Raw genomic sequence first — 23,757 nt, forward strand, 5'->3', positions numbered from 1 at the left:
ATCAGGCGGCTTCGCGCTGACGCCAGGGCTGGTAGAAGTCGGCCAACATCGCCTTCACCCGATCGGGATCCGGCACCTGGTTCACGGCGTTCCGAAACTCCGCCGATCCGGTCAGCCCGCGGGTGTACCAGCCGATATGCTTGCGCGCCATGTTGACGCCGATGACGTTTCCGTAATGCTCGAGCATCGCTTCGTAATGCTCTGCAATCGCGTCATATTGCTCGGCGATGCTCGGATCCGGCCGGCGTTCCCCGGTGGCGAGCCATTCCATGACCTGGCCGAGGAACCACGGCCGACCGTAAGCACCGCGCCCGATCATCACCCCGTCCGCGCCCGATTGCTCCAGTGCCGCGTCGGCATCCTCGATCGTGTTGATGTCGCCGTTGGCGATGACGGGCACGGTAACCGCCTCCTTCACCCGGCGGATGAAGGCCCAGTCGGCCTCGCCCTTGTACATCTGATTGCGGGTGCGGCCGTGAACGGTGATCATCCGGACGCCGAGGTCCTCTGCGATACGCGCGAGCTCGGGCGCGTTGAGGCTGTCATGGCACCAGCCCATCCGCATCTTCAGCGTCACCGGTGCGGATACAGCCTTCACCACCCCGGCGATGATCGCACCAGCAAGCGCCGTATCGCGCATCAGCGCCGACCCGGCATCGCCATTGGTGACCTTGCGCACGGGGCAGCCCATGTTGATGTCGATGATCGCGGCGCCGCGATCCTCCGCCAGCCGTGCAGCCTCGCCCATCTCGTACGGCGTGCAGCCGACCAGCTGCATCGACACCGGCTCTTCGGACAGATGCCACGCCGCCTTCTGGATCGACTGCCGCGTCTCGCGGATCGCGGCCTGGCTCGCGATCATCTCGGTGACGTTCAGGCCCGATCCGTAGCGGCGTACCAGCGTGCGGAACGGCATATCGGTGACGCCGGTCATCGGCGCGAGCACCACAGGGTGGTCGATCCGGACGGGCCCGATCTGGATGGGGTTCAATTTACGCATGTGCCTGAAAAACGGGCACCTAAGGCAAAGCCGCCTCTTAGGCAAGGCTGGCGGCGGCAAGGCTGGCGAACGCGACGATGCGACGCTAGGGCGACGCCATGACCGCCCAGCCCCGCGTAGCCGCGCTGATCGTCGCCGCCGGATCCGGGGTCCGTGCGGGCGGCGACACCCCCAAGCAATATCGTCACCTCGGGGGCCGCGCCCTGGTCGCTCATGCCTATGCAGCCTTCGCGAACCATCCCGCAGTGGACGAGGTGATCGTCGTCGTCGCGCCCGGCGCCGAGGCCCTCGCCCGTGACGCGCTCGGCGCGGCAACGATCGTGACCGGTGGCGCATCCCGCCGCGACTCGGTGCGGCACGGCCTTCATCATGTCACCGCGCGGCTGGTGCTGGTCCACGATGCGGCGCGGCCCCTCGTACCCGCAGCGGTGATCGACCGCGTGATCGCGGCGCTGGAGGAGGTCGACGGCGCTACGCCGATGCTGCCGGTCGCCGACACGCTGGCGATGGACGACGACGAGCTGCTCGGCGAGATCGTGCCCCGCGAGGCGCTGGTGCGCATCCAGACGCCGCAGGGCTTCCGCACGTCCGTGCTCATCTCAGCGCATGTCCATTGGCCCGAAGACGCGGAAGCCACCGACGACGCGCAGATGGTACGGCGGCTTGGCGGCGACGTTCGGTTGGTGCAGGGCGACACGATGCTCGACAAGGTTACCCATCCCGAGGACTTCGCGATCGCCGAGGCGCGGATCGCGTTTGAGAGCCGCAGCGCCAGCGGCTTCGACGTCCACCGCCTCGAAAGCGGTGAAGAATTGTGGCTGGGCGGCGTGCTCGTCCCGCACGACAAGGGCCTGTCGGGCCACAGCGACGCCGATGTCGCGCTCCACGCACTCACCGACGCGCTGCTCGGCACGATTGCCGCTGGCGACATCGGCACCCATTTCCCTCCGAGCGATCCGCAGTGGAAGGGTGCCGACTCGGCGCAGTTCCTCCAGCACGCGGCATCGCTGATCGTCGAACGCGGCGGCCGCATCGATTTCGTCGACCTCACGATCATCTGCGAGGCGCCCAAGATCGGCCCACACCGCGACGCCATGCGCACCCGCATTGCGGCGCTGCTCGATCTTTCGCCCGATCGCGTCAGCATCAAGGCGACCACGACCGAACGCCTGGGCTTCACCGGCCGGGGCGAAGGCATCGCCGCGCAGGCCGTGGCTACCGTCAGCGTACCGCGGACATGAAGAGGATCGCGCTCGCCCTGGCTACGGCCGCTCTGGTCGCCTCGCCCGCCACCGCTCAGCAGCGCTGCATCACCACGCCCGAGGCGGAGGCGATGGCGCTGGTCGCGCTGCCCGACCTCATGCGCCAGACCGGCATCGTCTGCGTCGGCCGGCTGCCCGCGGCGAGTTCGCTGCGCAACCCGCAAAGCCGCCTGATCGGGCGCTACGAAGCGGAGGCGGTGCGCGCCTGGCCCGTGGCCCGAGGTGCGATCGTCAAGCTGAGCGACCCCGCGGTCGATGCGCTACTCGACTCGGAATTCGCGCGTCCGCTGCTGACGTCGCTGCTGGTGCCGCTGCTGGTCGGTCGGATCGCGCCCGCGGATTGCGGCACGATCGATCGGCTGGTCTCGCTGCTCGAACCGCTGCCGCCGCGCAACACCGCGGGTATCGTCGTCGCGACGCTGCAATATCTGAAGGCGAAGAAGGCCAAGGGCGACCGCGTGTCGGTTCCCGACCTGCCGCTCTGCCCGGCGGAGGCACCATGACGATGGACACGATCCTGCCCGATCAATTGGTCGAGGCCGCGCGCAAGGTGATCGAGGCGAACCGCGCGGCAGGCCGCACCGTGACGCTCGCGGAAAGCTGCACCGGTGGCCTGGTCGCAGCGGCGTTGACCGAGATCCCGGGGTCGTCAGATGTCCTCGAAGCCGGCTTCGTCACCTATTCCAACGACGCCAAGCAGGCGTTGCTGAAGGTCAGCTCCGACGTGCTCGACACCTTCGGCGCGGTGTCGATCGCGGTGGCGTGGAGCATGGCGCAGGCGGCGCTGGAGCGATCGGGCGCCGATGTCGCGGTCGCGATCACCGGCGTCGCAGGTCCGGGGGGCGGAACCGCGAAGAAGCCGGTCGGTACGGTGGTGTTCGCGCGCGCGATGAAGGGCGGCGATCCGTCCGACGTACACGCCGATCGCAAGGAGTTCGGCGACCTCGGCCGCGGCGGCGTACGCCTTCAGGCGGCGCTGTGCGCGCTCGAGCTGCTGTTGCCGGTGGAGCCGTAAAGCTCCGCGGCGCGGGTTTCGAACGCGCCGATCATCTTGCGCAGCGCCTGCCCGAACACCTGCCCGGCAAGCATCTCGAACATCCGGTTCTTGAACGCGAAGTCGACCGAGAAGTCGACCGCGCAGCCGCCCTCTTCGCGCCGGAAACGCCATTCGTTGCGCAGGTATTTCAGCGGCCCGTCGATATAGTCGACCATGATCGTGTCCGGGTGCGACTTCTTGACCCGCGACGTGAAGGTCTCGCGCAGCCCCTTGAAGCCGACGATCATGTCGGCAAGCGTCTCGGTCGCACTGTCCGATCGGACCCGCATCGCGCTGACCCAGGGCAGGAATTGCGGATAGCTCTTCACGTCCGCGACCATGTCGTACATCTGCTCGGGCGTGTACGGCAGGTGCCGGGTCTCGCTATGCTTGGGCACTAGGCGCGCGCCAGCTGCGCCTCGCGCGCGGTGCGGAGCTTCGCGAAATCGTCCCCGGCATGATAGCTCGACCGGGTCAGCGGCGACGATGCGACCAGCAGAAATCCCTTGGCGCGCGCGATCCCGGCATAGGCGTCGAACGCCTTGGGGGTGACGAACTCCGCGACCTTGGCATGCCGCGGCGTCGGTTGGAGATACTGGCCCATGGTCAGGAAATCGATGTCGGCGGAGCGCATGTCGTCCATCACCTGATGGATCTCCAGCCGCTCCTCGCCCAGCCCGAGCATCACGCCCGACTTGGTGAAGATCGACGGATCGTGGCGCTTCACGCTCTCCAGCAGCCGCAGCGAGGCATAATAGCGCGCGCCGGGACGGATCGTCGGGTAGAGCCGCGGCACCGTCTCGAGATTGTGGTTGTAGACGTCTGGACGCGCCTCGACGATCGATTCGACTGCAGCCTGCGCCTTGTTGCGGAAGTCGGGCGTCAGGATCTCGATCGTGGTCGACGGCGTGGTCCGACGCAGCGCCTGGATCACCTTCACGAACTGCGATGCACCGCCATCGGGCAGGTCGTCGCGATCGACCGAAGTGATCACGATGTGCTGCAAGCCGAGCTCGGCCGCGGCATCGGCGGTATGCTGCGGCTCCAGCGGATCGACCGCGCGCGGCATGCCGGTCTTGACGTTGCAGAACGCGCAGGCCCGCGTGCAGGTGTCGCCCAGGATCATCACCGTCGCGTGCTTCTTGGTCCAGCACTCGCCGATATTGGGGCACGCCGCCTCTTCGCAGACGGTCGCGAGGTTGAGCCGACGCATCAGCGCCTTGGTCTCGCCGAAGCCGATGCTGGTCGGCGCCTTGACGCGGATCCAGTCGGGCTTGCGCTCTCTGGCGGGCCGGGCGAGCGGGGTCATCTCGTTCATGCCGCGCAGATAGCGATGCGGGCTGTGGTAGACAACCGCAGCGGGGCCTTCGAAAGAGAGCCTGTCGCTGATTGAACTCCTAAAGGGAGTCCGAGGCTATCGGTCTATCAAGTCCTGCAAAGCCGCAACCAGCGGCACATCGGCCGGCGGCATTGGCAAAGCCGCCATCTCGTCCATCGTCACCCACTGCAAAGCACTAGCCTCCAGCGCCTGCGGATCACCCTGCCACGTCCGCGCCGCGTACAGCATCAGTACGAGGTGCCGACCCGCCAGCGCCTCGCTCGCGAACGCCACCGGGGACAGCGTCTCCAAAGCCACCTCGATCCCCAGCTCTTCGCGCAGCTCGCGCACCAGCGCCGCTTCCGGGCTCTCGCCCATTTCGATCTTGCCGCCGGGAAATTCCCACAGCCCCGCCAACTGCTTACCCGTGGGCCGCTGCTGGGCCAGCACCGTGCCATCAGGTCGGATCAGCGCCGCGGCGACGACCAGCAGAAGGGCCGGGGCGGGCACATCATTGGTCATTCGTTAAGTCCTAAATGGCTATTCGGTTCGCATGAGAATTCTCGCGCCCCTGGTCAAAGCCGCCATGCGACATGCCCGCCGCTTCGGCAGGGACAGCAAAGGCGCGACCGCGGTCGAATACGGGCTGATCATCACGCTCGTCGTCCTGGCGATGATAGTCGGCCTGCGCGAGACCGCAAAGGTCACGATCGACATGTGGAACGACATCAGCACCAAGGTTCAGGCCGCGCGCTGATCGTTCACTGTCTACTTACCAACCGGCTTAAATCTTTCTCAACCTACGACCCTTAGATCGATCCTTGCTGCTCCGGAATGCCGGTTCAGCCGGGTGACTGAAGCGTTAGACCATGGAGACCGGAATGCAGAAGATTCGCAACTTCATCAAGAACAGCAAGGGCGCGACCGCCATCGAGTACGGCTTGATCGCCGCGCTGATCGCCGTTGCCGCCATCGCAGCGATGCAGGGCCTGGGCAACCAGCTCAAGACCACTTTTGGCAACGTCGCGACGAACATGAAGGGCCCGACCTGATCGGGACTGCGATCGAACCTGGTTCGATTGCACAAAGGGCGGCGCGACTTCGGTCGCGCCGCCTTTTTTTTCGTTTGGCGGCGCGAGAACAACCTGAAGGTCGAGATCACACCTGCTTCCACGGAGGGAGTCTGCGTGAAATCTTGCTTGGGTGGGCGAATTCTCGTCCTCTACAACCGCCCCATCGCCAGGAACTTGTCGCGGCGTTCCTGCCGCAACACCGCCGGCGACAGCGCGGTGAGCGTGTTCAGCGCCGCCTCGATCGCATCGCCCAGTCCGGCGATCGCCGCCGCGGCATCGCGGTGCGCGCCGCCGACCGGTTCGGGCACGATCGTGTCGATGATCCCGAACGACTTCAGATCCTGTGCGGTGATCCGCATCGCCTCCGCGGCATCGGCCGCACGGTCCGAGGTCCGCCAGAGGATCGACGCACACCCTTCCGGGCTGATCACCGAATACACCGCATGTTCGAACATCAGCACCCGGTTGCCTGCTGCCAGCGCCACCGCGCCGCCCGATCCGCCCTCGCCGACGATCGCCGCGACCACCGGCACCCCAGCGGCAAGACACGCCTCGGTCGACCGCGCGATCGCTTCCGCCTGGCCGCGCTCCTCCGCCTGGATGCCGGGGAAGGCGCCGGAGGTGTCGACGAGCGTCACGATCGGCAGGCCGAACCGGTCGGCAAGCTCGACCAGCCGGATCGCCTTGCGGTAACCCTCGGGCTTACCCATCCCGAAATTATGGCGAAGCCGGCTCGCGGTATCCTCACCCTTCTCGTGGCCGAGCACCATCACCCGGCGTCCGCGAAACGTCGCGAAGCCACCGAGGATCGCCTGATCGTCGCCGAACGCGCGGTCCCCCGCCAGCGGCATGAACTCGTCGAACAGCCCTGCCGCGTAATCCTTGAAGTGCGGGCGTTCGGCATGACGCGCGACCTGCGTCTTCTGCCACGGCGTCAGCCGCGCGAAGGTGTCCTTCAGCAGCTTGTCGGATTTAGCCTGGAGGCGGCGGACATCGGCGTCGATGTCGACATTCCCGTCCGCGGCGGTCTCGCGGAGTTCATCGATGCGCCCCTGCAGTTCGGCGATCGGCTTCTCGAAGTCGAGGAAACTTGGCATCGGCGGCGGTTAGGACCGCGTGCGCCCCGCGTCAACGAGCGGGTGGCGGGTGTTGACCAGCTCGACCAGCCGGCTGGCATCGACATGCGTGTAGATCTCGGTCGTCGCGATGTCGGCATGACCGAGCATCGCCTGCAGCGCCCGCAGATCGGCGCCGCCCTCCAGCAGGTGGCTGGCGAAGGCATGCCGCAGCACGTGCGGGCTGACCCGGTCGGGCGGGATGCCCGCATCGGCAGCGAGCGCCTTCACCAGCTGGTAGAGCCGGATCCGCGACAGGTGCGTTCGCCCCGACGGGAACAGCCAGGCGCGGTCCACCGCGACATGCGCGCGCCATGTCGCCACCGCGGCGCGCGCGCGGTCGGAGATCGGCACCAGCCGCTCGCGCCCGCCCTTGCCGCGCAGGATCAGGAACGGGCGATCGGGCGCGACCGCGTTGCGCGGCAGGCTGACCAGCTCGGTCGCGCGCAGGCCCGATCCGTAGAGCAGCTCGATCAGCGCCGCGAGCCGGAGGTCGCCCGGCGACGGGTGAGCCACCTCGGTACGCTCGGCGATCGTCGCGAACAGCCGGTCGACATCGCCATGGCCGAGCACCTTGGGCAGCGACCGCGCCGCCCCCGGACGCGGCAGCGCTTTGCCCGGGTCGTCCGCGCGCAACCCTTCGTCGGCAAGGAACGCATAGAAGCGCCGCAACGCCGCCGCCTTGCGCGCGACCGTGCTCCGCGCCAGCCCCGCCCATTGCGACGACAGCGCGGTCAGCGCGTCCGCATCCGCCTCGCCCAGCGACCCCTCGATCGCACCCGCGGCCAACATCAGATCGCTTCGATACGCCGCGATGGTGTTCGCCGCAGCCCCCGCTTCGGCCGCCAGCATCTCCAGGAATCGGTCGATCAGCGCGGCGTCGCTGGCGCGGGTCACGCGCGCGCGATCGCCTCGGCCGCGATCATCCGCGCATCGCCGTCGAGCCCGACGCTGCGCAGCGCCGCGAGGATGCGGTAGAGCATCGCCGGCGGCACACCGCGCCACGACCCGGTCTGCATACCGATCGCCGCGAGCAGCACCACCGTTCCCGGCTCGCGCGCCGCGACCGCGCGATCGAGCGCGCGAGTCCAGCTGTTCTGCGCACCGATCGGCACCTCGAGCGCAGTCGCCGCGCGCTCGACGTCCTCCGCCGACATCCGCCCCAGCCCCGCCAGCCCCGCGAACAGCAACCGCTGCTTCAACGCGGTGTCGCCCTTGCCGGCATAGGATGACAGGCTGCCATAGCCCACCGCCCCCTGCGCGTCCGGGTTCGATAGCGTGATCATCGCCCAGCTATCGCTCCCCGCCTCCACCGCGCCGGTCCAGCGCGCGGCGCTGCGGTCCAACCCAGCCGTCAGCATCGACGCGATCAGCAGCGGCGCCTCATCGGTGTCGTTCGCGACCGGCACGCGGGCCGCCGCGCGCGAAGTCAGCACCAGCCTGGCGTAAGCGGGTGCGCCGGCAGGATCGCCCCATACGGATCGCAACGCAGCCAGGCGCGCACCACGATCCGCGCCGACATAGGCGGTCCGAAGATCGGTCGCGATCGCCCCCGCCGCCCCGGCATCCTCGGATCCCGCCAGCGCACCGTAGACGTCGATCAGCGCAGCGGCCGAGATCACGCCCTGCGCCGCGGCGGCTTCCGCGGCAGGCAGCCGGTCGGTTAGCGCGATGCCCGGCGCGATGCCGTACCAGTAGAGCGCCTGCCGCCCGGCCGTGTCGAACAGCGCCGCCGGGATCGCCACGTTGGTCGCGGTCGCCAGACCGAAGCGCCATGCCGAAAGCCGGTCGACCCCATCCCATTCGATCGTCACCGCTTGCCCGCCATCGGGCCCCGCGCCGACCACCTTCTGCGCGAGCTGCAGGTCGATCCCGGTGGCGAGGCCGCGTCGGCGCACTGCGGCGATCTGCGACTTCGCCTCGTTAGGGTTGCCCGACAGTCCCGCGCACATCGCCTGCGCAACCGTCCAGCCGCGCTCGCGCGTCGCCGCCAACGCGGCGTCGGCGATCGGGCACAGCTCGCCCGGATCGCCGTTCGCCAGCGCCGAGTTCATCGCCACCTGGTAGAGCTTGGGCGTGTAATCGCCATTGTCGACCGCCTGCACCACCGCGCGTGCCGCCGCCGCTTCGCCCATCCGCAGCAGTAGCCAGCCGCGCTCCGCAGCGAAGTCCGCCCCGCCGACCCCGCGGGGCGTCGTCACGCGCGACACCAGCGTCCGCCGCAGCAGGATCGACAGCCACCGCGATGGCAGCGGCGCCGCGACCCGGCGCATCAGCGTTTCGAGGAACGGCCCGTCGGTCGCCCCGAACGCATCGGGAGCAAGGCCGCCCTCGCTCGTCCCGGTCGGGCCGACCTCGGCCAGCGACCGGCGCGCAAAGCTCGGCATCTCATATTGCGCAAGTATCGCCGGATCGATCGTCGCCGAGGCAGTCGGCGTCGGCGATGCGCTGTCGGACGGCGTCGGCGTGGCGGACGGCAGCGGCTGCACCGTCGCGACCGGCGCCCCATCGGGGGCCGGCGGCGTCACACGCGTCGGTCCGGTCGGCACCGGGGTTGGCGTAGGCGCAGGCGCAGTGGTGCCGAAACCGGGCGGCAGGATCGATTCGGGCTTCTCCTGCCCGATCGCAGGCAATGCCGCGATCGCGATCGCCAGCCCGGCGACGCCCAGCCGGGTGCTAGCTGAAATTGGCAAGCGTCACGGCCTTTTCCACGCGGGTCTGCGGCTGTTCGGTGGCGCGGCCGGCCAGCAGGAACAGCCCCCCGATCAGCACCACGACGACGAGGACGACCGAGATGGCGAAACGAGTCATTGCGATACCCTGGTACTTAATGGACGCGAGCTTTTGCCCGATGCGTGGTCGCGCTGTATAGCGCCGACCGCCATGTTGCAAAGCGCCAACCCGATGCCCCGCTGGACCGGACGGCCGATCGTGCTCGTCGGGCTGATGGGCGTCGGCAAGTCGACCGTCGGGCGGCGCCTCGCGGGTCGCTTGGCGCTGCCCTTCGTCGACGCCGACAACGAGATCGAGGAAGCGGCGGGGATGACCGTCAGCGAGATCTTCGATCGCTTCGGCGAGCCCTATTTCCGCGACGGCGAACGCCGCGTGATCGCGCGACTGATGGACGGCAAGCCCAAGGTCATCGCCACCGGCGGCGGCGCGTTCATCAACGACGATACGCGCGCGATGATCCTCGACGAGGCGACCGCGATCTGGCTCAACGCGCACCCCGACGTGCTCGCCGAACGCGTTCGCCGTCGCGATACCCGTCCGCTGCTGCGCGGCCGCGATCCGCGCGAGGTGCTCGAAGAACTGGCGCGGGTCCGCGATCCGATCTACGCGCTCGCTCCAATCCATGTGTCGAGCCACAAGGCGCCGCACGAAAACACCGTAGAGGCAATCATGCGAGCGATCGGCCGTTGAAGACCATCACCGTCGAACTCGGCGACCGCCGCTATCCGATCCTGATCGATGCCGGCGTGCTCGGTCGCGCGGGCGAACATATCGCCCCGCTCGCGCGGGGGCGCCGGGTGACCATCGTCACCGACGAGAATGTCCGCGTGCACCTGCCGACGCTCCAGGCGTCGCTGTCCGCAGCGGGGGTCGAGAGCGAGGCGATCGTCCTCGCGCCGGGCGAGAAGACCAAGAGCTGGGGCGTGCTCGAGACGCTGTGCGACCGGCTGCTCGATCTCGGCGTCGAGCGTGGCGACCATGTCGTGGCACTAGGCGGCGGGGTGATCGGCGACCTCGTCGGCTTCGCCTGCGCGATCCTCAAGCGCGGCTGCGGCTTCATCCAGATCCCGACCACGCTGCTCGCGCAGGTCGACAGCTCGGTCGGCGGCAAGACCGCCATCAACACCGCGGCGGGCAAGAACCTGATCGGCGCCTTCTATCAGCCGTCGTTGGTGCTGATCGACCCCGACCTGCTCGACACCCTGCCGCCACGCGAGTTGCGCGCGGGCTATGCAGAGGTCGTGAAATACGGGCTGATCGACGACGTCGTTTTCTTCGACTGGTGCGAGGCGCACGGTGCGGACCTGCTGGCAGGCGACCCCGCCGCCCGCGTCCACGCTATCGCACATGCGGTGTCGGCAAAGGCGCGGATCGTCGCCGCGGACGAACACGAGACCAGCGGCGTCCGCGCGCTGCTCAATCTCGGCCATACCTTTGGCCATGCGCTGGAGGCGGAGGCGGGTTTCTCGGGCCGGCTGTTGCACGGCGAGGCGGTCGCCGCGGGCTGTGCGCTGGCCTTCCGCTATTCGGCGGCGCACGGTCTGTGCTCGCACGCCGATGCCGACCGCGTCGCGGCGCACTGGCGCGCGGCGGACCTGCCGGACGGGCTCGCCTCGGCCGGCATCGCCGCCCCGTCCGCACGGCTGATCGACCATATGCGCCACGACAAGAAGATGGCCGCGGGCACCCTGCCCTTCCTGCTCGCGCGCGGCGTCGGCGAGACCTTCCTCGATAAGACCGTGGCGCTCGCCGACGTCGAAGCCTTCCTCGACGCCGAGCCGCGCTGATGCCCAACGGCGTCCGCAAGCAGGATCTCCCGACCAAGACCTGCCCCGCCTGCGACCGCCCCTTCGCCTGGCGCAAGAAATGGGCGCGGGATTGGGATAGCGTGGTCTACTGCTCCGACGCCTGCCGGAAGAAGCGGTAGGGGCAGAGCTCGTCCTCGGGCGAGCAGAGGGCCTCACCACTTCGCACCACCCCGGCGAAGGCCGGGGCCCAGTTACGCAACGTGCGTGACGTCGCGCTGCGCCCCGTTACCTCCACCTTCGCAACTGGGCCCCGGCCTCCGCCGGGGTGGTGACTTCAGCAAGGCGAGATCACGCGTTGGTCGTGCTCCGAGCGGCCGACGGCCAATCACCCCCGCATCGCCACCCAGGCCAACCACAACCACCCGGCAATCAACAGCGCGCCGCCCACCGGCGTGATCGCCCCCAGCCACCGCGGCGCGCCGAGCGCCATCAGGTACAGCGTTCCCGCGAACACCGCGCCGCCGATCACAAACAACCACGCCGGCCCGCGCGCCTCCAACCGCAGCGCCACCAGCGCCGCCACCGCATGGACCAGCTGGTAATGCGCGCCCGTCTTCAACCACTCCACCGCCGCACCGCCGGCGCCATGCGCGCCGAACGCCCCCGCGGCCACCGCGATCGCGCCCGACAGCGCGGCCAGCATCATCAGCAGGTTCATCTGTCGGTCCCCCACGGCACCTGTGCCGCGGTCTGCGCGCGCGCCGCCTGGATGTCCCCCGCCGCGATCTGGATGCGCAACCGTTCGCGATCCTTCGACCGGTACATGTCCTCGGCGCGGTCGATGTCGACGCGCTCGATGCCGAGTTCCTCCATCGCCAGCCGCGCCATCTTCACCGCGGATTCCAGCACCTCGCGGACCACGAACTTGACCGGCCCCTGCTTCAGCTTGACCAGCGATCGGCGGTCATAGGCCCTGACGTAGATCGCCGCGTTTGGAAACGCCTCGTGCACCGCCTCCAATATGTCGCGGGTGATCTGGTCGCCGTCGATGCAGAACATGATCAGCTCCGCCTCCGCCGCGCCCGCCCGGCGCAGCAGGTCGAGCCGCGTGCCGTCGCCATAATAGACCTTCGCACCGAACTCGCCGGCGATGTCGATCATGTCGATATCGGTATCGATCAGCGTCACCGGGATGTCCTGCGCGAGCAGCATCTGCCCCACGGTCTGACCGAAGCGACCATAGCCAACGATCAGCGCATTGGCGCCGTCCGCGGTCGGGCCGTCGCGCTCCTGGTGCTTGGCGAGAGGCTCTTCGCGGAACCGCCGCGTCGCCGACATCAGGAACGGCGTCGTCGCCATCGACAGCGTGATGATCGCCCCGAACAGGCTCACCGCCTCGCCCGATACCAGCAGCCCCTTCTGCGCCTGGGCAAGCAGCACGAAGCCGAACTCGCCGCCCTGGCTGAGCAGCAGGCCAAGCGCCAGCGCAGCGCGCCACCGCATCTTGAACAACAGCCCGATCGCGAAGATCACCGCCGTCTTGGTGGCGACCAGCGCCAGCGCCATCAGCACCACGAAGAACGGGCGCTCGGCGATCGCGGACAGGTCGAGCATCATGCCGACCGCCAGGAAGAACAGCCCGAGCAGGATCGACCGGAACGGCTCGACATCGGCCTCGATCTCATGCCGGTACGGGCTGTCCGCGAGCATCACGCCCGCGATGAACGCGCCGAGCGCGGGCGACAGCCCCAGCCATTCCATCAACGCCGCCGCGGCGATGACGGTGAACAACCCCGCGAACACGAACATCTCGCGCTCACCCAGATTGCCGATCAGCCGGAAGAACGGCCGCAGCAGGAACCGCCCCGCGATGATCAGCCCGACCACCGCGAGCACTGTATTGATCCCGAGCAGCCACCCCGGCGGTGCGTTGATGTCGGCGGGGTTGCGGGACATCGCCGCGACGATCGTGATCAGCGGCACGATCGACAGGTCCTGGAACAGCAGGATCGAAAACGCGCGCTCCCCGAACGGCGTCCGCAACCGCCCCGACGATTGCAGCATCGGCAGCACCTGCGCGGTCGACGACAGCGCCAGCGGCAATCCCAACGCGAAGGCGGCGGGGATCGAGAAGGCGGTGCTCACCCAGATCACGCCGCTGATCGCCAGCCCGCAGGCGACCACCTGCATCAGCCCGAGCCCGAAGATCTCCTGTTTCATCCGCCACAATCGCGATGGATTGAGCTCCAAGCCGACGATGAACAGCAGCAGCGTGATGCCGAGTTCCGCGATCCCGATCTTCGATTCGGCGTCGCCGACCAGCCCCAGCAGCTGCGGCCCGACCACGGCGCCCGCGACCAGATAGCCCAGCGTCGCACCCAGCCCGAGCCGCCGGAACAGCAGCACGAAAACCAGCCCGAAGCCGAACAGGATCACCCCGTCGCGCAGCAGCGACACCGAATGCACGTCATCCATCCGCGCGGACCAGCCGTGCCGCGGCAGCGGCCTCGGCCGCGGCCTCGAACGCGAGCCGGATCGAGGCGTGGCGCGCGGGATAATCGAGCGCCGGGCCGAACACGTCGATGCCCGGCCAATCGGGGGCGTCGCCGCTTCGCGCGAGCCATGCGGTCAGCGCATCGCGGGTCGCCGCGATCTCCTCCGCGGTTCGCCCGATCACGCTCGCGCCGAGCAGCGCCGACGACGCCTGCCCCAGGGCACAGGCGCGGACCAGCATGCCGACTGCGCTGATCCGCCCCTCTTCGTCGACATCGACGTCCACCGTGACCCGACTGCCGCAGATCGGCGAGCGCTTCTCGACCGTCGCCATCGGCGCCGGCAGGCGTTCCTGATACGGGATCGAGGTCGCCAGCCGCAGGATCTCGGCATTGTAGAGCGGTGCGCTCATGCGCCCTTCTCCGTCGCCTTGGAGGCCGGCGTGCGCGGACCGAACACCGGCAGGCCGCGGCGCCGGCGATCGACGAAGTCGGCTATGCTGGCGGAGGTCGCGTTGAGCAGCGGATAGGTGCGCGACTTGGTCATCCAGTCGGGGCGCTGCGCCCGCCCGCCCCTCGCGGTGTCGATCACCAACGTCGTCAGCAGAAAGGCAAGGCTCGCCAGGATCAGCCCCTTCACCGCACCGAAGCCGAAGCCCAGCGCGCGATCGACCGGCCCGAGAACCGAGGTCCGCGTCCGCTTGCCGATCGCGGTCGCGACCAGCCGCCCGACCAGATAGGTGACCCCCGCGATCAGCGCGAACGCCGCGACCGCCGCGCCCGACACCGTGCCGATCACCCCGGTCAGCGCCGCCGCGACCGGCACGTGGAGCAGTTTCAGCGCAGCGACGATCGCGAGCCACGCGAACAGCGACAGCACTTCAGTCACAAACCCCCGCCACAACCCCATCGCCGCAGCACCGAGGACGAGGAGAAGGACGATCATGTCGAGTGCGGTAAGATCCATGCAGCGTCGCTTACAATCCTGGAGCGCGGGTGGCCACCGAGCTTCTTCCCGGTGCCTGGAAGCAATTCTACACCTATCGACCCTCGCCGCCGCCCCCAGCCGTTCGTCCCGAGTAGCCGTCGAGTAGCCCCGCAGGGGCGTATCGAGACGGCGTATCGAAGGACAGGTTAGCACGTGGAACCTGCACCTCGATACGAGCCCTCGTTACGCTGCTGACGCAGCTACTCGGTCTCTACTCGGCACGAACGGGAAAAAAGGACACGAACGGCGGAGATGGACCGCGAGCGGGACCAGTCAGGCTGGAGTCATCATTCTCTACCCCTTGCCCAACATGTGATCGACAAACGCCCCCAACGTGCGGAACCCCGCCAACGCCATCGCGCCGTCATCCTTCGCCATCGCGGTCGGCACCATCGCGCGTTCGAACCCGAGCTTGCCCGATTCCTTCAGCCGCAGCGCACCGTGCGCGACCGGGCGGATCTCGCCCGACAGCGCGACCTCCCCGAACACCACCGCGTCGACCGGCACCGGCCGCTCGGACAGCGCCGAGATCAACGCCGCGGCGACCGCCAGATCGGCGGCGGGATCCTGAACCCGGTAGCCGCCGGCGATGTTGAGATAGACCTCGCAACTGGAAAAGCTCAGCCCGCAGCGTGCCTCCAGCACCGCGAGGATCATCGCCAGCCGCCCGGAGTCCCAGCCGACCACCGCACGCCGCGGGGTGGCGCCCGACGCCAACCGCACCGTCAGCGCCTGGATCTCGACCAGCACCGGGCGGGTCCCCTCCAGCGCGGGGAACACCGTGGTCCCGGTCACGCCCTCGTCGCGGTGGGTGAGGAACAGCGCCGAGGGGTTGGCGACCTCGGCGAGGCCTTCGGTCTGCATCGAGAACACGCCGATCTCGTCGGTCCCCCCGAAGCGGTTCTTCACTGCGCGCAGGATCCGGTACTGATGGCTGCGCTCGCCTTCGAAGCTCAGCACCGTATCGACCATGTGCTCGAGCACGCGCGGTCCCGCGATCGAGCCGTCCTTGGTGACATGCCCGACCAGCACCACCGCGGTGCCGCGTTCCTTGGCGAAGCGAATCAGCTCCTGCGCCGACGCCCGCACCTGGCTGACGGTGCCGGGCGCGCCCTCGATCAGGTCCGAATGCATCGTCTGGATCGAATCGATCACCAGCAGGGCGGGCGCCCGACCCTGCCCCAGCGTCGTCAGGATATCGCGGGTCGAACTCGCCGCCGCGAGCTGCACCGGCGCATTGCCGAGCCCCAGCCGCCTCGCGCGCAGCCGCACCTGGTCCGCGGCTTCCTCGCCCGAGACATAGGCGACCGGCAATCCGGCAAGCGCCATCTTCGCCGCCGCCTGCAACAACAGGGTCGACTTGCCGATCCCCGGATCCCCGCCGATCAGCGTCGCCGAACCCTCGACAAAGCCGCCGCCGAGCGCACGGTCGAACTCGGCGATCCCGGTCGCCATCCGATCGGGCAACGCGATCTCGGTGTCGAGCCCGACGAGCTGCAACGCCCGTCCCCCGGTCTGCAAATTGTGCTTGGCCTGGAACGGCGTGATCGTCGCGCCCGCCTCTTCGACCAGCGTGTTCCATTCTGCGCAGTCGGCGCATTGCCCCGCCCAACGATAGGCGACCGAGCCGCAAGCCTGACACACGTAACGCTTCTGAGGTTTTGCCATGCCGCCAACCGTAGCAAAAGCGGAACGGGAGGGGAACACCCGACTCGTCGCGCCTGACGGCGCGCGGTGTGGCCACCGCCGCCCCCGCCCGCTATGCCCCCGCGCACCATGAAGCCAACCGAGCTCCGCGTCGCCCTGTTCAGCGGCAACTACAACTATGTCCGCGACGGTGCGAACCAGGCGCTTAATCTGCTTGTGGGGCATCTGTTGGCGCAGGGCGCCGCCGTACGCATCTATTCGCCGACCACCGCGACCCCAGCCTTCGCGCCGATCGGCGACCTTGTCAGCGTGCCCGCGCTCGCGCTTCCCGGCGAGCGTGGCGAATACAAGATCGGTCTCGGCCTGCGCGCGCGCACTCGCCGCGATCTCGCTGATTTCGCGCCAAACATCATCCACGTCTCGGCGCCCGATATGCTAGGCCACGCCGCGCTGACCTACGCCCGCCGGCGCGGGATAGCGTCGGTGGCGTCGCTCCACACCCGGTTCGAGACCTATCTGCGCTATTACGGCGTCGGCTTCGCCGAACCCATGATCGAGCGGCTGCTCAAGCGCTTCTATAATCGCGCCGACCGCGTCCTCGTGCCGAGCCCGAGCATCCGCACCCTATTGCACCAATGGGGCGTCACCACCGGTATAGCGATCTGGTCGCGCGGGATCGATCATGATCGTTTTCACCCGACGCGGCGCAGCCTCGACTGGCGCCGCTCGCTGGGGATCGCGGACGACGAGATCGCGCTCGGCTTCCTGGGCCGGTTGGTGAAGGAAAAGGGCCTCGGCATCTTCGCCGACGTCACCGCCGAACTCCGCCGCCGCGGCGTACGCCACAAGGTGCTGGTGGTCGGCAAGGGCCCCGCCCAGTCGTGGTTCGCCGAGCAGGCGCCGGGTGCGGTGTTCGCCGGCTTCCAGTCGGGCGATGAACTCGGCCGCGCGGTCGCGTCGATGGACATCTTCTTCAATCCCTCGGTCACCGAGACCTTCGGCAACGTCACCACCGAAGCCATGGCCGCGGGCGTGCCCGTGGTCGCTGCGCGGGCGACCGGCGCGGTCGACCTGATCGCGGACGGCGTCGATGGCTATCTGGTCGCGCCGACCGACGTCGCCGGCTATGCGGACGCGATCGAGCGCATCGTCGCCGATTCCGATCTGATGCGCCGACTGGGCGAGTCCGGCCATGCCAAGGCTGCGAGCTACCGCTGGGACACCGCGAACCAGGCGGTGCTCGATACCTATCTCGACCTCATGAAAAACCGCGCACGTTGTCCAAGCTAGACCGCATCGCGCCCGCTCTCCCTGCGTCCCGCTTATAATAGCGAAGACAGGGTTCGACGACTGCGCGGCGGTGTCCGCTCGCAAGGTGGCGACTGAGACGGCGAAGATGGCGACTTACCGCGGCATACAGGTATCGGATCGCGTGCAGGACGTGATCCGTTACATGGACTGCATCGACGAAAGCCGCGAGGCGCTGATGGCGCTGGAGCAGCGCTGGGACCTGCTCGACGTGCTCGGGCGGGTCATCGACGTGCCCACCGAGGTGAGCCGAACGCGGCGCGAGTTCAGCGCGCTCAACGCCGCGCTGATCGACGCGCTGGCCGAGGAGAGCCTCAAGAAGGTCACCGCCTCCCTCGGCACGCGGGCGCAGATGGTCGTCGACATCGTCGTCCGCAATCTGTTCGAACGCACCGCCGACATCGGCTTCCTCGCCACCGACGAAGACCTCCGCCAGTTCCTGTCACCCGGCGCCATGCCCTCGACGGAGGCGATCCGTCAGCGGCTGATCGAATATCGCGCCAAATATTCGGTCTACCGCAACGTCGTCCTCCTCGACACCGGCGGCGAGATCCGCGCGGCGGCCGAGACCGCGGGACTGCCCGACCGCTGCGACGACGCCTTCATCCGCCAGGCGCTCGCCACCGCCGCGCCCTATGTCGAGACCTTCGCGCCCTCCGATCTGGCACCGGGAACCACGCCGCAGCTCATCTACTCGCACCGCATCGACGACGCGTCCGGCCGGCCGCTCGGCGTGCTGGCGCTGTTGTTCGGGTTCGCCGAGGAACTCGCCGGCGTGTTCGGCACGCTGCTCGCCCCGGACGATTGGACGATCGCGGCGCTGCTCGATGCCGACGGGCTGGTCCTCGCCTCCAGCGACCCCGCCCAGCTGCCGATCGCGACCCGGCTGACCGTCAACCCCCAGGCCGACCAGCAGATCGTCCGCCTCGCCGGCCGCCGCTATATCGCCGCCGCGCGTACCACCGCAGGCTATCAGGGCTATGCCGGCCCCGGCTGGCGCGGCTGCGCGCTGATCCCGGTCGAGGTCGCGTTCGACGGCGACTCAGGTGATGAGACGCACGGCGCGATCGCCTGCGACAGCGAGATCTTCTCCGCCGCGGTGCGCGACATTCCGCGCCGCGCCGAAGCGATCCAGGCCGCGCTCAACCTCACCGTCTGGAACGGCACGCTGGCGATCGGCGACGATGCGCAGGATGTCGTCGCCCGCGACAGCGACGCCGCCGCGCGCCGAACGCTATTGACGGAGATCAGCGCGACCGGTGGGCGGACGCGCCAGGTGTTCGCCGACGCGATCGCCACCCTGACCAGCACGGCGGTGGGTGCGATCGTCGCCGATTGCGCGGCGTCGGCGGCGCTCGCGGTCGATATCATGGACCGCAACCTCTACGAACGCGCCAACGACTGCCGCTGGTGGGCGCTGACGACACGCTTCCGCGAAGCGCTCGCTGCGCCGGACACGATCGCCATCTTCCGCGCCGAACTTACCGCGATCCTGCGCTACATCAACGACCTGTACACCGTGTACACCAATCTCATCCTGTTCGATCATGATGGGCTGGTGCAGGCAGTGTCGGATCCCGCGCAGGAGCACCTCGTCGGCACGACCCTGCCCGATGGGCTCGCGACGAGGTTCATGGCGCGCGCCGCCACCGCCTTCTACGGCGTGTCGGACTTCCGGCCGACGCCGCTCTACGGCGATGGCGCCACCTATATCTACGGCGCGCCGGTCCTGCATCCCGCGGAGCCGGGCCGGGCGATCGGCGGCATCGCCATCGTCTTCGACGGTACGCTGCAATTCCAGTCGATGCTCTCCGACTCGCTCCCGACCGACGCCGCGGGCGAGGTGCTGCCCGGCGCGGCGCTGGTCTTCGTCGACGGCGCCGGACGCATCCTGTCGAGTACCTCGGACGATCATCCCCCCGGCAGCAAGCTGACCTTACCGATCACCGCGGGCGACCCGGCCGGAACGCGGCTGATGGAGTGGCAGGGCAACTCCTACGCGGTCGGCGCGAGCGCCAGCACGGGCTACCGCGAGTATAAGGGACCTGCGGACGCGTATCGTAACGCGGTCCACGCGATCTGCGTGGTGCCGCTCGGCGCCCAGCAGCCGGTCGCCGCCACCGCACGGCAGGCCACACCGCTAGCGGCGATCCCGGCGGGCCGGTCGTCGCGCGACGGCCGGCGCGTCGCCACCTTCCAGCTCGGCCACCACCGTCTGGCGCTGCCCTGCGAGCGACTGAAGGAGGCGATGATCCCAGATCGAATCGCCCGCGCGTCGGACAGGTCGCACGGCATCGCGGGCTATGCCGTCCATGACGGCCGCGGCGTGCTCGTCCTCGACCCGCGAAGCTATTTCGGCCTGCCCCCCGCCGTCGAACCCCGCCGTCCTGTCATCATGATGCGCACCGACCAAGGCCTGCAAGGACTCGCCGTCGACGCGCTGGGCGAAGTCATGACGGTTCCCGCCGATCGCCTGAGCGACCCCGGGGTCGGCGACACCGGCAGCGGAGTCGAGGCGATCATCCAGGGCGTCGGCGATCCGATCGTCCTGCTCGACGCCGACGCGTTCCTAGCGGCACTGAACAAGGCACGCCCGCTCGCCGCATGACGCGCGCTAATCGCATCAGCCGAGCGCGGTCTTCAGCAGTTCGTTGACGACCGCGGGATTGGCCTTGCCGCCCATCGCCTTCATCGTCTGCCCGACGAAGAAGCCGAACAGCTTGTCCTTGCCGCCGCGGTAATCCGCGACCTTGTCGGCATTGGCGGCCATGATCTCGGCGATCACCGCGTCGATCGCGCCGGTGTCGCTGGTCTGCTTCAGCCCGCGTTCCTCGACGATCTTAGCGGGGCTGTCGCCGGTCTCGAGCATCACCTCGAACACCTGCTTGGCGAGGCTGCCCGACAGCGTGCCGTCCGCGACCAGGCCGAGCAGCTCGGCCGCCTGCGCAGGCGACACCGGCGAATGCTCGATGTCCTTGCCCGTACGGTTGAGCGCGCCGAACAGCTCCGATGTCGTCCAGTTCGCCGCAGCGACCGGCTTGGTCCCCGTCTCGAGCAGCGCATCGAACCACCGAGCCGCTTCGACCTCGGCGGTCAGCACCGCCGCCTGATAGGCACTGATCCCCGCCGCCTCGTAACGCTTGCGCTTGGCATCGGGCAGCTCGGGCAGCGACCCGCGGCATTCGTCGAGGAACGCGTCATCCAATTCCAGCGGCAGCAGGTCGGGATCAGGGAAGTACCGATAGTCGTGCGCGTCTTCCTTCGACCGCATCGACCGCGTCTCGTTGCGGTCGGGATCATAGAGCCGCGTCTCCTGCACCACCGTGCCGCCCCCCTCGAGCAGCGCGACCTGACGCCGCGCCTCCTGCTCGACGACGGCCATGACGAAGCGCACAGAATTGACGTTCTTGGTCTCGGTCCGCGTGCCCAGCTCGTCGCCCGGCTTGCGCACGCTGACATTGACGTCGGCACGCATTGATCCTTCTTCCATGTTGCCGTCGCAACTGCCGACATAGCGCAGGATGGCACGCAGCTTACGCAGGTAAGCTCCTGCTTCGGCCGGAGAGCGCATGTCGGGCCGGCTGACGATCTCCATCAACGCAACGCCCGACCGGTTGAGGTCGACATAGCTGCGCGTCGGATGCTGGTCGTGCATCAGCTTGCCCGCATCCTGCTCGACATGGATCCGCTCCACCCCGATCCGCTTGCCGCTGGCGTCCGGGTTCTTGTCGTCGAGGCTGATGTCGATCGCGCCTTCACCGACCAGCGGATGGTAGAGCTGGCTGATCTGATAGCCTTGCGGCAGATCGGCGTAGAAGTAATTCTTTCGGTCGAACCGCGACCATTTGTTGATCTGCGCATCGATCGCCATGCCCGTGCGCACCGCCTGTCGGATGCACTCGCGGTTCGGCACCGGCAGCATCCCCGGCATCGCCGCATCGACCAGCGACACCTGCGTGTTCGGTTCCGCCCCGAACGCGGTCGCCGCGCCCGAAAACAGCTTGGCGTTCGAGGTCACCTGCGCATGGACCTCCAGGCCGATCACGACCTCCCACGCGCCGGTGTCGCCCTGGATGCGGTAATCGGTGTCGGTCATGGATGCGTCTCTGGGGTGATGAGGGTTAGGTCGGGAAAACAACGGGCAGTCGTTGCCTTTCTACCGTCTACCACCAAGCCTCCGGTCGCGCCACGAACCCCGCGCGTTCCTCGATCGCCAGCCCTGCGTTCAGCACGCCCTGTTCGTCGAGCGGCCGGCCGATGATCTGCAGCCCCAGCGGCAGCCCGCCCTCATCAAGGCCCCCAGGCACGCTCATCGCCGGCAGCCCGGCCAGCGACGACGGCACCGTGAACACGTCGTTGAGGTACATCGCGATCGGATCCGCCGATTTCTCGCCCAGCGCGAACGCCGCCGACGGCGCGGTCGGGGTCAGCAGCACGTCGCACTGCGCGAAGGCCAACTCGAAATCGCGCGCGATCAGCGTCCGCACCTTCTGCGCCTGGGTGTAGTAGGCGTCGTAGAAGCCCGCCGACAGCACGTACGTCCCGATCAGGATGCGCCGCTTGACCTCGTCGCCGAAGCCGTCCGCACGGGTCGCGGCATACATGTCCTGCAGCCCCGCGCCCTCGGGCAGGTCGCGCAACCCGTACCGCACGCCGTCATAGCGCGCGAGGTTGGACGACGCCTCGGCCGGCGCGATGATGTAATAGGCGGGAAGCGCGTACTTGGTGTGCGGCAGCGACACCTCGACGATCTCGGCGCCGGCATCGCGCAGCCACGCCACGCCCTGATCCCATAGCGCCTCGATCGCGGGCGGCATGTCGTCGACGCGGTACTCGCGCGGGATACCCACGCGCTTGCCCGCCATGCTGCCCGACAGGCCGCGCTCCCACGCCGGTACGTCGAGCTTCAGCGAGGTCGCGTCGCGCTTGTCGAACCCCGCCATCGCCTCGAGCAGGATCGCACAGTCGCGCACGTCGCGCGCCATCGGCCCGGCCTGGTCCAGCGACGACGCGAACGCGATCGTGCCCCAGCGCGAACAGCGGCCATAGGTCGGCTTGATCCCGCTGATCCCGGTGAACGACGCCGGCTGGCGGATCGAGCCGCCGGTATCGGTCCCGGTCGCACCCGGGCACAGCCGCGCCGCCACGGCCGAGGCGCTGCCGCCCGACGATCCGCCCGGGGTCAGCGCCGCGTTGCCGCCGTCCTGGCGCCGCCACGGCGAGATCACGTTGCCGAACGCGCTGGTCTCGTTCGACGATCCCATCGCGAACTGGTCCATGTTCAGCTTGCCGAGCATCCCCGCGCCCGCGTCCCACAAATTCTGCGACACAGCGGATTCATACGGCGGCACGAAGCCTTCGAGGATATGGCTCGCCGCAGTGGTCGCCACGCCGGCTGTACAGAACAGGTCCTTCATCCCGATCGGCACGCCGGCGAGCGGCTTCAGCGTCTCGCCCGCCGCGCGCGCGGCATCCGCCTCGCGCGCCGCCACCAGCGCATGATCGGGCGTCTCCACCAGGAACGCGTTGAGCGCCTTCGCACGCGACACCTTCGTCACGAAGGCATCGGCGACATCCACCGCGGAGAACGCGCCGCTGCGCACCCCGTCGCGGATCGCGGCGACGCCCAGGTCGGTCAGCTCGGTCATTCGATCACCTTCGGCACCGTGAAGAAGCCGTGCTCGGCCTGGGGCGCGTTCGCCATCAACTGCTCGCGCATGCCGCCATCGTCGACCACGTCGTCGCGCAACCTAAGCGTATTCGCGATCACCGCGGTCATCGGTTCGACGCCGCTGGTGTCGACCTCGCCCAGTTGCTCGATCCAGCCGAGGATGTTGTCGAGTTCGGGGGCGAGCCGGCTCGCCTCCTCCTCCGATATGGCGATCCGCGCGAGGCGCGCGATCTTGTTCACGGTTTGAGTGTCTACGGACATGGCCGCAGCGGCTAGCATCCCGGCTCGCGGTGGCGCAACCGCGAAGGTCGCTCGACCGTCAGCACCCTTGTTCGATCGACGGCACAGCGGCTAGGCGTACGCGAG

At 68.6% G+C, this 23,757-nt stretch carries 26 protein-coding genes; 10 read left to right on the forward strand and 16 right to left on the reverse strand.

What is annotated here, in order from left to right; translation table 11 throughout:
* Position 1: 1 nt before the first annotated feature.
* Positions 2-1,000 carry a tRNA dihydrouridine synthase DusB gene (gene dusB / locus ACFE77_RS03275; protein ID WP_375420197.1) on the reverse strand — a complete coding sequence of 333 codons (999 nt, stop codon included), beginning with the start codon at positions 998-1,000 and terminating at the stop codon, positions 2-4.
* Between the two features lie 98 nt (positions 1,001-1,098).
* Here dusB and ACFE77_RS03280 point away from each other — a divergent pair, with 98 nt between their 5' ends.
* Genes ACFE77_RS03280 through ACFE77_RS03290 form a run of 3 tightly spaced genes read left to right on the forward strand, consistent with a single transcriptional unit; the run spans position 1,099 to position 3,277 of the window.
* Positions 1,099-2,241 (forward strand): bifunctional 2-C-methyl-D-erythritol 4-phosphate cytidylyltransferase/2-C-methyl-D-erythritol 2,4-cyclodiphosphate synthase, encoded by a 1,143-nt coding sequence (locus ACFE77_RS03280; protein ID WP_375420198.1) that lies wholly within the window; start codon positions 1,099-1,101, stop codon positions 2,239-2,241.
* The gene (locus ACFE77_RS03285; RefSeq protein WP_375420199.1) at positions 2,238-2,765 is read left to right on the forward strand and encodes a hypothetical protein; all 528 of its coding nucleotides are present in this window, start codon (positions 2,238-2,240) and stop codon (positions 2,763-2,765) included. Before ACFE77_RS03280 ends, ACFE77_RS03285 begins: the two co-directional genes overlap by 4 nt.
* Before the next feature lie 2 nt (positions 2,766-2,767).
* Complete coding sequence (locus ACFE77_RS03290) at positions 2,768-3,277, forward strand: CinA family protein (protein ID WP_375420280.1); 510 nt, start codon at positions 2,768-2,770, stop codon at positions 3,275-3,277.
* Here ACFE77_RS03290 and ACFE77_RS03295 read toward each other — a convergent pair.
* The 3 genes from ACFE77_RS03295 to ACFE77_RS03305 form a co-directional block, all read right to left on the reverse strand.
* Entirely contained in the window at positions 3,229-3,696 is a 468-nt protein-coding gene (locus tag ACFE77_RS03295) for a type II toxin-antitoxin system RatA family toxin (protein ID WP_375420200.1), read from the reverse strand. The two genes, ACFE77_RS03290 and ACFE77_RS03295, sit on opposite strands and share 49 nt — an antisense overlap.
* Entirely contained in the window at positions 3,696-4,616 is a 921-nt protein-coding gene (lipA, locus tag ACFE77_RS03300; RefSeq protein ID WP_331043907.1) for a lipoyl synthase, read from the reverse strand. Before lipA ends, ACFE77_RS03295 begins: the two co-directional genes overlap by 1 nt.
* 96 nt (positions 4,617-4,712) lie before the next feature.
* Positions 4,713-5,138, reverse strand: coding sequence for a (deoxy)nucleoside triphosphate pyrophosphohydrolase (locus ACFE77_RS03305; RefSeq protein WP_375420201.1), 426 nt, complete (start codon positions 5,136-5,138; stop codon positions 4,713-4,715).
* A gap of 64 nt (positions 5,139-5,202) precedes the next feature.
* Here ACFE77_RS03305 and ACFE77_RS03310 point away from each other — a divergent pair, with 64 nt between their 5' ends.
* Together ACFE77_RS03310 and ACFE77_RS03315 are read left to right on the forward strand one after the other, a co-directional pair.
* Positions 5,203-5,373, forward strand: a complete 171-nt coding sequence (locus ACFE77_RS03310; protein WP_375420202.1) for a Flp family type IVb pilin — start codon at positions 5,203-5,205, stop codon at positions 5,371-5,373.
* 124 nt (positions 5,374-5,497) lie between these two features.
* Complete coding sequence (locus ACFE77_RS03315; RefSeq protein WP_375420203.1) at positions 5,498-5,668, forward strand: Flp family type IVb pilin; 171 nt, start codon at positions 5,498-5,500, stop codon at positions 5,666-5,668.
* Positions 5,669-5,838: 170 nt separating this feature from the next.
* Here ACFE77_RS03315 and ACFE77_RS03320 read toward each other — a convergent pair whose 3' ends face one another.
* From ACFE77_RS03320 to ACFE77_RS03335, 4 genes are read right to left on the reverse strand one after another with little or no spacing between them, the layout of a single operon-like run.
* The gene (locus ACFE77_RS03320; protein WP_375420204.1) at positions 5,839-6,786 is read right to left on the reverse strand and encodes an acetyl-CoA carboxylase carboxyltransferase subunit alpha; all 948 of its coding nucleotides are present in this window, start codon (positions 6,784-6,786) and stop codon (positions 5,839-5,841) included.
* Positions 6,787-6,795: 9 nt separating this feature from the next.
* The gene (locus ACFE77_RS03325) at positions 6,796-7,656 is read right to left on the reverse strand and encodes a tyrosine-type recombinase/integrase (RefSeq protein WP_375420281.1); all 861 of its coding nucleotides are present in this window, start codon (positions 7,654-7,656) and stop codon (positions 6,796-6,798) included.
* 41 nt (positions 7,657-7,697) lie between these two features.
* The gene (locus ACFE77_RS03330; protein WP_375420205.1) at positions 7,698-9,497 is read right to left on the reverse strand and encodes a hypothetical protein; all 1,800 of its coding nucleotides are present in this window, start codon (positions 9,495-9,497) and stop codon (positions 7,698-7,700) included.
* On the reverse strand, positions 9,481-9,615 hold the full coding sequence (locus ACFE77_RS03335; RefSeq protein ID WP_375420206.1) for a hypothetical protein: 135 nt from the start codon (positions 9,613-9,615) through the stop codon (positions 9,481-9,483). Before ACFE77_RS03335 ends, ACFE77_RS03330 begins: the two co-directional genes overlap by 17 nt.
* Positions 9,616-9,708: 93 nt before the next feature.
* Here ACFE77_RS03335 and ACFE77_RS03340 point away from each other — a divergent pair, with 93 nt between their 5' ends.
* Genes ACFE77_RS03340 through ACFE77_RS03350 form a run of 3 tightly spaced genes read left to right on the forward strand, consistent with a single transcriptional unit; the run spans position 9,709 to position 11,464 of the window.
* Positions 9,709-10,227, forward strand: coding sequence for a shikimate kinase (locus ACFE77_RS03340; protein WP_375420207.1), 519 nt, complete (start codon positions 9,709-9,711; stop codon positions 10,225-10,227).
* Positions 10,224-11,324, forward strand: a complete 1,101-nt coding sequence (gene aroB / locus ACFE77_RS03345) for a 3-dehydroquinate synthase (protein WP_375420208.1) — start codon at positions 10,224-10,226, stop codon at positions 11,322-11,324. The genes ACFE77_RS03340 and aroB overlap by 4 nt, the downstream gene beginning before the upstream one ends.
* Positions 11,324-11,464, forward strand: coding sequence for a DUF2256 domain-containing protein (locus ACFE77_RS03350; RefSeq protein WP_375420209.1), 141 nt, complete (start codon positions 11,324-11,326; stop codon positions 11,462-11,464). The genes aroB and ACFE77_RS03350 overlap by 1 nt, the downstream gene beginning before the upstream one ends.
* A 206-nt stretch (positions 11,465-11,670) precedes the next feature.
* Here the strand turns inward: ACFE77_RS03350 and ACFE77_RS03355 are convergent, their stop codons facing one another.
* From ACFE77_RS03355 to radA, 5 genes are all read right to left on the reverse strand, one after another.
* Positions 11,671-12,003 (reverse strand): DUF423 domain-containing protein, encoded by a 333-nt coding sequence (locus ACFE77_RS03355; RefSeq protein ID WP_375420210.1) that lies wholly within the window; start codon positions 12,001-12,003, stop codon positions 11,671-11,673.
* Positions 12,000-13,760 (reverse strand): cation:proton antiporter, encoded by a 1,761-nt coding sequence (locus tag ACFE77_RS03360; protein ID WP_375420211.1) that lies wholly within the window; start codon positions 13,758-13,760, stop codon positions 12,000-12,002. The genes ACFE77_RS03355 and ACFE77_RS03360 overlap by 4 nt, the downstream gene beginning before the upstream one ends.
* Entirely contained in the window at positions 13,753-14,190 is a 438-nt protein-coding gene (locus ACFE77_RS03365; RefSeq protein WP_375420212.1) for an iron-sulfur cluster assembly scaffold protein, read from the reverse strand. The genes ACFE77_RS03360 and ACFE77_RS03365 overlap by 8 nt, the downstream gene beginning before the upstream one ends.
* Positions 14,187-14,744, reverse strand: a complete 558-nt coding sequence (locus tag ACFE77_RS03370; protein ID WP_375420213.1) for a CvpA family protein — start codon at positions 14,742-14,744, stop codon at positions 14,187-14,189. Before ACFE77_RS03370 ends, ACFE77_RS03365 begins: the two co-directional genes overlap by 4 nt.
* A gap of 315 nt (positions 14,745-15,059) precedes the next feature.
* Positions 15,060-16,433, reverse strand: a complete 1,374-nt coding sequence (gene radA / locus ACFE77_RS03375; protein WP_375420214.1) for a DNA repair protein RadA — start codon at positions 16,431-16,433, stop codon at positions 15,060-15,062.
* 108 nt (positions 16,434-16,541) lie between these two features.
* Between radA and ACFE77_RS03380 the strand changes: the two genes are divergently transcribed.
* Together ACFE77_RS03380 and ACFE77_RS03385 are read left to right on the forward strand one after the other, a co-directional pair.
* Positions 16,542-17,702 carry a glycosyltransferase family 4 protein gene (locus ACFE77_RS03380; RefSeq protein ID WP_375420215.1) on the forward strand — a complete coding sequence of 387 codons (1,161 nt, stop codon included), beginning with the start codon at positions 16,542-16,544 and terminating at the stop codon, positions 17,700-17,702.
* 106 nt (positions 17,703-17,808) lie between these two features.
* Positions 17,809-20,328, forward strand: coding sequence for a chemotaxis protein CheW (locus tag ACFE77_RS03385; protein ID WP_375420216.1), 2,520 nt, complete (start codon positions 17,809-17,811; stop codon positions 20,326-20,328).
* Positions 20,329-20,343: 15 nt separating this feature from the next.
* On the opposite strand, the gene gatB is transcribed toward ACFE77_RS03385, so the two are convergent.
* From gatB to gatC, 3 genes are all read right to left on the reverse strand, one after another.
* Positions 20,344-21,816, reverse strand: a complete 1,473-nt coding sequence (gatB, locus tag ACFE77_RS03390; protein ID WP_375420217.1) for an Asp-tRNA(Asn)/Glu-tRNA(Gln) amidotransferase subunit GatB — start codon at positions 21,814-21,816, stop codon at positions 20,344-20,346.
* 67 nt (positions 21,817-21,883) lie between these two features.
* Positions 21,884-23,368, reverse strand: a complete 1,485-nt coding sequence (gene gatA / locus ACFE77_RS03395; protein WP_375420218.1) for an Asp-tRNA(Asn)/Glu-tRNA(Gln) amidotransferase subunit GatA — start codon at positions 23,366-23,368, stop codon at positions 21,884-21,886.
* Complete coding sequence (gene gatC / locus ACFE77_RS03400) at positions 23,365-23,652, reverse strand: Asp-tRNA(Asn)/Glu-tRNA(Gln) amidotransferase subunit GatC (RefSeq protein WP_375420219.1); 288 nt, start codon at positions 23,650-23,652, stop codon at positions 23,365-23,367. Before gatC ends, gatA begins: the two co-directional genes overlap by 4 nt.
* Positions 23,653-23,757 lie beyond the last annotated feature (105 nt).

This window comes from uncultured Sphingomonas sp. (assembly GCF_964243315.1).
In the GTDB taxonomy this organism is placed as follows: Bacteria; Pseudomonadota; Alphaproteobacteria; order Sphingomonadales; family Sphingomonadaceae; genus Sphingomonas.